Origin of the sequence: Mesorhizobium sp. M7A.F.Ca.CA.001.08.2.1, assembly GCF_003998455.1 — a bacterium.
In the GTDB taxonomy this organism is placed as follows: domain Bacteria; phylum Pseudomonadota; class Alphaproteobacteria; order Rhizobiales; family Rhizobiaceae; genus Mesorhizobium; species Mesorhizobium ciceri.
This window is the reverse complement of sequence record NZ_RZPW01000469.1, coordinates 1-5,025: the sequence shown is the minus strand read 5'-3', so window position 1 is coordinate 5,025 and position 5,025 is coordinate 1. Positions and strand designations below refer to the sequence as shown.

General features: G+C 63.8%; 6 protein-coding genes. 4 read left to right on the top strand and 2 right to left on the bottom strand.

Features of this window, described 5'->3' with window-relative positions; genetic code table 11:
- From EN914_RS23935 to EN914_RS23920, 4 genes are all read left to right on the top strand, one after another.
- Nucleotides 1-586, top strand: a 586-nt coding sequence (locus EN914_RS23935) for a sugar phosphate isomerase/epimerase (protein ID WP_164778875.1), incomplete at its 5' end; no start/stop codon positions are given.
- Nucleotides 583-1,518 (top strand): carbohydrate ABC transporter permease, encoded by a 936-nt coding sequence (locus EN914_RS23930; protein WP_024502296.1) that lies wholly within the window; start codon nucleotides 583-585, stop codon nucleotides 1,516-1,518. The genes EN914_RS23935 and EN914_RS23930, both read left to right, overlap by 4 nt.
- Nucleotides 1,518-2,417 (top strand): carbohydrate ABC transporter permease, encoded by a 900-nt coding sequence (locus EN914_RS23925; protein ID WP_024502295.1) that lies wholly within the window; start codon nucleotides 1,518-1,520, stop codon nucleotides 2,415-2,417. The genes EN914_RS23930 and EN914_RS23925 overlap by 1 nt, the downstream gene beginning before the upstream one ends.
- A 1-nt stretch (nucleotide 2,418) precedes the next feature.
- Nucleotides 2,419-3,489 carry a Gfo/Idh/MocA family protein gene (locus EN914_RS23920; protein WP_013530306.1) on the top strand — a complete coding sequence of 357 codons (1,071 nt, stop codon included), beginning with the start codon at nucleotides 2,419-2,421 and terminating at the stop codon, nucleotides 3,487-3,489.
- Here EN914_RS23920 and EN914_RS23915 read toward each other — a convergent pair.
- Nucleotides 3,486-4,292, bottom strand: a complete 807-nt coding sequence (locus tag EN914_RS23915) for an SDR family NAD(P)-dependent oxidoreductase (protein ID WP_024502294.1) — start codon at nucleotides 4,290-4,292, stop codon at nucleotides 3,486-3,488. The two genes, EN914_RS23920 and EN914_RS23915, sit on opposite strands and share 4 nt — an antisense overlap.
- On the bottom strand, nucleotides 4,289-5,025 hold a 737-nt coding region (locus EN914_RS23910), incomplete at its 5' end, for an NAD(P)-dependent oxidoreductase (protein ID WP_164778874.1). The genes EN914_RS23910 and EN914_RS23915, both read right to left, overlap by 4 nt.

Sequence of the window (5,025 nt, the reverse complement as noted above, 5' to 3'; positions counted from 1 at the left end):
GACCAGGATGTTGAAGGGCTTTGGCTCACCGGTGCTGGTTCTCGGCGGCGGTCCCTCGGAAGCCGCTGCCGGGGCGCACACGGCCGACGACTACCGCGCCTTCTGCCGGGCGCTCGAGGATATCGGCAGGCGGACGAAGGACCTTGGCATCGAGACGGTCTATCACCCGCACCTCGACACCTTCATCGAGCGCCGCGACCAGCTCGATCGCATGATGGATGAATTGGATACCAACCTCGCCGGCCTGTGCATCGATCCGGCGCATCTCGCCCACACCAATTCCGATCCGGTCGACGCGGTCAAGACCTACATTTCGGCCGTGCGCTATATGCATTTCAAGGACACCAGGGTTGATCCGGCGCTGAAGGGCTATGACCGCTATGGCGCCTTTTGCGAGCTCGGCGCCGGGGTCGTCGATCTTGCCGGCATCGCCGACGCCCTGCTGGAGGCAAACTACGATGGCCTCGCCATCATCGAGCTGGATGCGTCCAAGAAGACAGCAGAGCAAAGCACGCTCGAGAGCATCGCCTATATCAGGGACACGCTCGGGCTGGTGCTGACCCCGCAAGGCGCGAAGGCCTCATGAGCACGCGACCGCAAGAGGCGGCTCCTGTTTCGAGCCGATCCGGCACCTGGCGCTTCGACGCCGGGGACGGGGCTACGGCCTTCGTCATGATCCTGCCCGCCGCGATCCTCTTCGGTCTTTTCTACCTCTGGCCGTTCGTCAACGGCTTCTGGCTCAGCCTGCACAATTGGGACGGGTTTTCCGACCCGACATGGGCGGGCTTTTCCAACTACATGCGGCTGGCGCATGATCGCACCTTCCTCGGCGCGCTGCGCAACAATTTGATTTTCGTCGTTGCCGTCGTGGTCCTGAAAAACGCGCTCGGCCTCGGGCTGGCGCTGCTTCTGAACCGGGCGCTGCTTGGCCGCGCCTTCTTTCGCGCCGCCGCCTTCGTCCCGGTGACGATGTCCTTCGTCGCCGTCGGTCTGCTCTGGTCCTGGATCTACAATCCCGTCTTCGGCCTGCTCAACAGCGGGCTCGATCTCATCGGCCTCGCCGGGCTGAAACGATCATGGCTCGGCGACGCCGACATCGCGCTCTACTCGATCATCGTCGTCGATGTCTGGAAATGGCTCGGCTTCCATGCCGTCATCTATCTGGCCGGGCTGCAGACGATCCCCTCGGAGCTTTATGAATCGGCGAAGATGGACGGCGCCGGCCCCTTGCAGCGCTTCCGGCACGTCACCGTTCCGATGATGATGCCGATCATCTTCATCAACACCATCCTCGGCCTTTCCGGCGCCTTCGTGCGCAATTTCGACATCGTCTATGTCTTGACCAAGGGCGGCCCGAACCACGCCACCGAAGTGGTGCTCACCTACATGATGAGCAAGGCCTTCCAGGACGGCGCCATGAGCTACGCCGCTGCGATCGGCTATGTTCTCTTCATGATCGTCGGGCTGGCCAGCGTCGGCCTGCTGGCGCTGATGCGGCGGCAAAGGCTCGACGTCTGATGAGAGCCGCCAACCTTTCGCTGAACGATGGCGCCGCCGGCTCTCGCCGTCGCGGGCTCGTGCAGCGCCTCGGCATGCGCGGCATCCTCGAACTTGGCGGCATCTATGCCGCGCTCATTCTCGTGCTCTTCGAGACCCTTTATCCGCTGCTTTGGGTGCTGTTCGGTTCGCTCAAGACCAAGCAGGAAATGCTCAGCAATGTCTGGGGTCCGCCATCGAGCCTGGTGCTGCAGAACTATGCCGATGCCTGGCGGATCGCCGGCATGGGATCGCGCATCGTCAACAGCATCTTCGTCACCGGCTCGGCATTGATCATCCTGGTGGCCGTCGCGACGCCGTGCGCCTATGCGGTGGCGCGTCTTCGTTTCCCCGGACGCGGTCTTGTGGTCGCAGTCGCGGTTGCGGCCATGCTGGTGCCGCCGCAGGTGATGGCCATTCCGCTGTTCCTGGTGGCGCGCGATCTCGGCCTGATAAACAGCCGGCTCGGCATTGCCTTCATCTATGCCGCGACCTCGCTGCCGCTTTCGGTCTTCATTCTGCGCAGCTTCTTCATCACGTTGCCGGCCGACCTCGAAGATGCCGCGCGCATCGATGGCGCCAGCCGGTTCGAGATCCTGATCCACATCATGCTGCCCCTGGTGCGGCCGGGCGTGGCGCTGATCCTCATCTTCGGCTTCATCGAGATCTGGAACGATTTCTTCCTGGCCTTCCTGCTGTTGCGCGACCCTTTGGTGCAGACCATCCCGCTTGGGCTGGTCAGCTTCTTCCAGCAATACGACTCGCTCTGGACGCTCTATTTCGCCGCGTTGACGATCACGACACTGCCGGTGATCGTCGTCTTCGTCGCCATGCAACGGCAGTTCATCGCCGGCCTGACGGCCGGCGCCGTGAAGGGTTGACATGCAGGATCGCGTTATTGGCGTCGGCGTCATCGGCTGCGGCGAGATCGCCCAGCTGATGCACTTGCCTTATCTCATGGAGTTGCCGGCGTTTCGCATCGCCGCCTTGTGCGACATCTCTCCCGGCACGGTCGACAAGGTCGCGGAACATTATGGCGTCACTGCCAGATATACGGACCATCGCGCGCTGCTTGCCGATCCGAATGTCGATGCGGTCGTGATCTGCACCTACGATCATGGCGAGATGGTTGCCGATGCAATCCGCGCCGGCAAGCACCTGATCGTCGAGAAGCCGCTTGCCTTCACGCCCGAGGAGGCGCGCCCGCTGGTCGAGCAGGCCGAGCGGAGCGGCCTCGTCGCCCTTGTCGGCTACATGAAATTCTATGATCCCGGCTATGAGATCGGGCTGGAGCGCATCGCCGCCATCGGCCGGCCGAAATCGATCCATGTCCACGATTTCGCGGGCCGTTTCGACCGTTATGGCCAACTCTACACGCAGACCAGGGTCACCGACGTGCCGGCCGATGTGTTGGCGGCGGGACGCGAAACGGTCGCTCGGCGCATCGAGGCGGCGCTCGGTGTGGACCATGCCGGCTATCGCGATCTCTATCTTGTACTGCTCAGCCTCGCTAGCCACGACCTTGCCGTCATGCGCGGCGCTTTCGGCACGCCGGACTGCGTCGTGCATGCACAGCAGACCGGTCCCAACCAGCTGCTGGCCGTGCTCGATTATGGCGGCGTCCCTTGCCTCTTCGACATGGCGCTTGCCCAGTATGAATGGTGGGACGAGTGGATCCACGTGCATGGCGAGCGCGACGAGGTGCGGATCGAATTCCAGAACCCCTATTTCCGCAATGCCTCGGCGACTGTCCGGCTACGTGAAACGACAGGCGAGGCTGCATCCGAACGCGTTTTGCCTGGCGTTCCGGATACGTCGTTCCGCCGCGAATGGCTGCATTTCGCTGATTGCATTCTTGCCGGCGTTAAGCCGCGCACGCCGCTTTCGGGCGGGCTCGCCGATCTCGATCTTGCCGTTCGGATCATCCAGGCAATGCCGCCGAAAAGACTTTAGCGAAATTTCGGAAACGCACCGCCATCAGGGGCGTTGGCCCAGCTCTGCAAGGTCTGGCCGCCGTCGATCAGCCAATCCACGCCTGTGACGTGCCTCGCCTCGTCCGAGGCCAGGAAAGCCACGGCGGCCGCGACATCGTCCGGCTGGCCGATGCGGCGCAATGGAATGCGGTCGGCGAAATGCTGGACGCTGCTCTTGAATTCGCCGTCACCGGAAGCCGGCACGCCAAGCGTCGTCTCGATCACGCCGGGGCAAATGGCATTGACGCGTATGCCGTAGGGCGCGGCATCGAGCGCCGCAACCCGCGTCAGGCCGACCACGCCGTGTTTGGAAGCGACATAGCCGGCACCGCCCGAAAGGACGTCCCAACCGGCCATGGATGAGCCCATGTTGACGATCGAGCCACCGGTCCCCGCCTTGATCATCGCCCGAAGCGATGCCTGCAGGACGAGGAAGATACCGCGCAGATTGATACGGATGGTCGTATCCCAGTCCTCGACCGGCAGGTCGTGAACGGGAGCGACGACGCCGGAAATGCCGGCATTGTTGAACACCACGTCGAGGCCGCCGAACGTCTCGACGGTCGCCTCGACGGCGCGCCGCACATCCGCTTCATCGGTGACGTCGGCTTCGATGGCAATGGCGTTTTCACCCAGTGAGCGAGCCAGTTGCTGCGCCGCCGCGCCATTGCGATCGACAATGGCGACGCGCGCGCCTTCGTCAAGGAAACGCCGCACCGCCGCGCCGCCGATCGCGCCGGCGCCGCCAGTGACAAGGATCTTCTTCTGGTCGAATCGTTTCATCCCCCGGTCTCCGGCTTTGGATAGGAACGCCATGAATATTGTGGTTCGAAGCCGATCGTTTCGCGCGCATGGACCGTGTCGAGCACGGCGCCAAAGCCGGCGATCGGCCGCGATAGAGCGACATCGGGATAGACCCGGCGCACGAGCGCTTCGGTTTCCTCTTCCATGAAGGTGTCGGCGGCGCTGAGCAGGACGCGCAGATGGCCGTCGCCTTGCCATTCAAGCGCCCGCAGGAAGCCCTGCCCGGCGTCGCGCGCGTCGAGATAGGCCCACAGGTCGCGGGCACTGTCGGCCGTGGCGCGGCGCGGCCCGACGCCCTCGAAAAATGAACCCGGCGTCTGTATCCACGGCATGCGAATACTGACCGCCGAAAAAGCGCCGCGGCGCACCGCCGCGTCGACGATTTCCTCGCCCAGCCATTTCGACAGGCCGTACGGGTCCTGCGCGCCGACCGGGTGGTCCAGGTCGACCGGCAGATAGGGCGGCCGCACAGGTTTTTCGAAAAAGGGATAGCCGAAAACGCTGAAGGATGAGGCATAGATGAAGCGCCTAGCGCCGGCCATGGCGGCTGCCTCGACCACATTGTAGGCGGTCGCGATGTTGGTCTTGAACACCTCGCCGCCGGCCCGGCCGGTCGGCCGCGGAATGGCCGCGACATGCACAACGGCATCGCAATCGCGCACCAGCTGCAGTGTCGATCCCAGATCGGTCAAATCGGCGGTTGCCAGGCGCC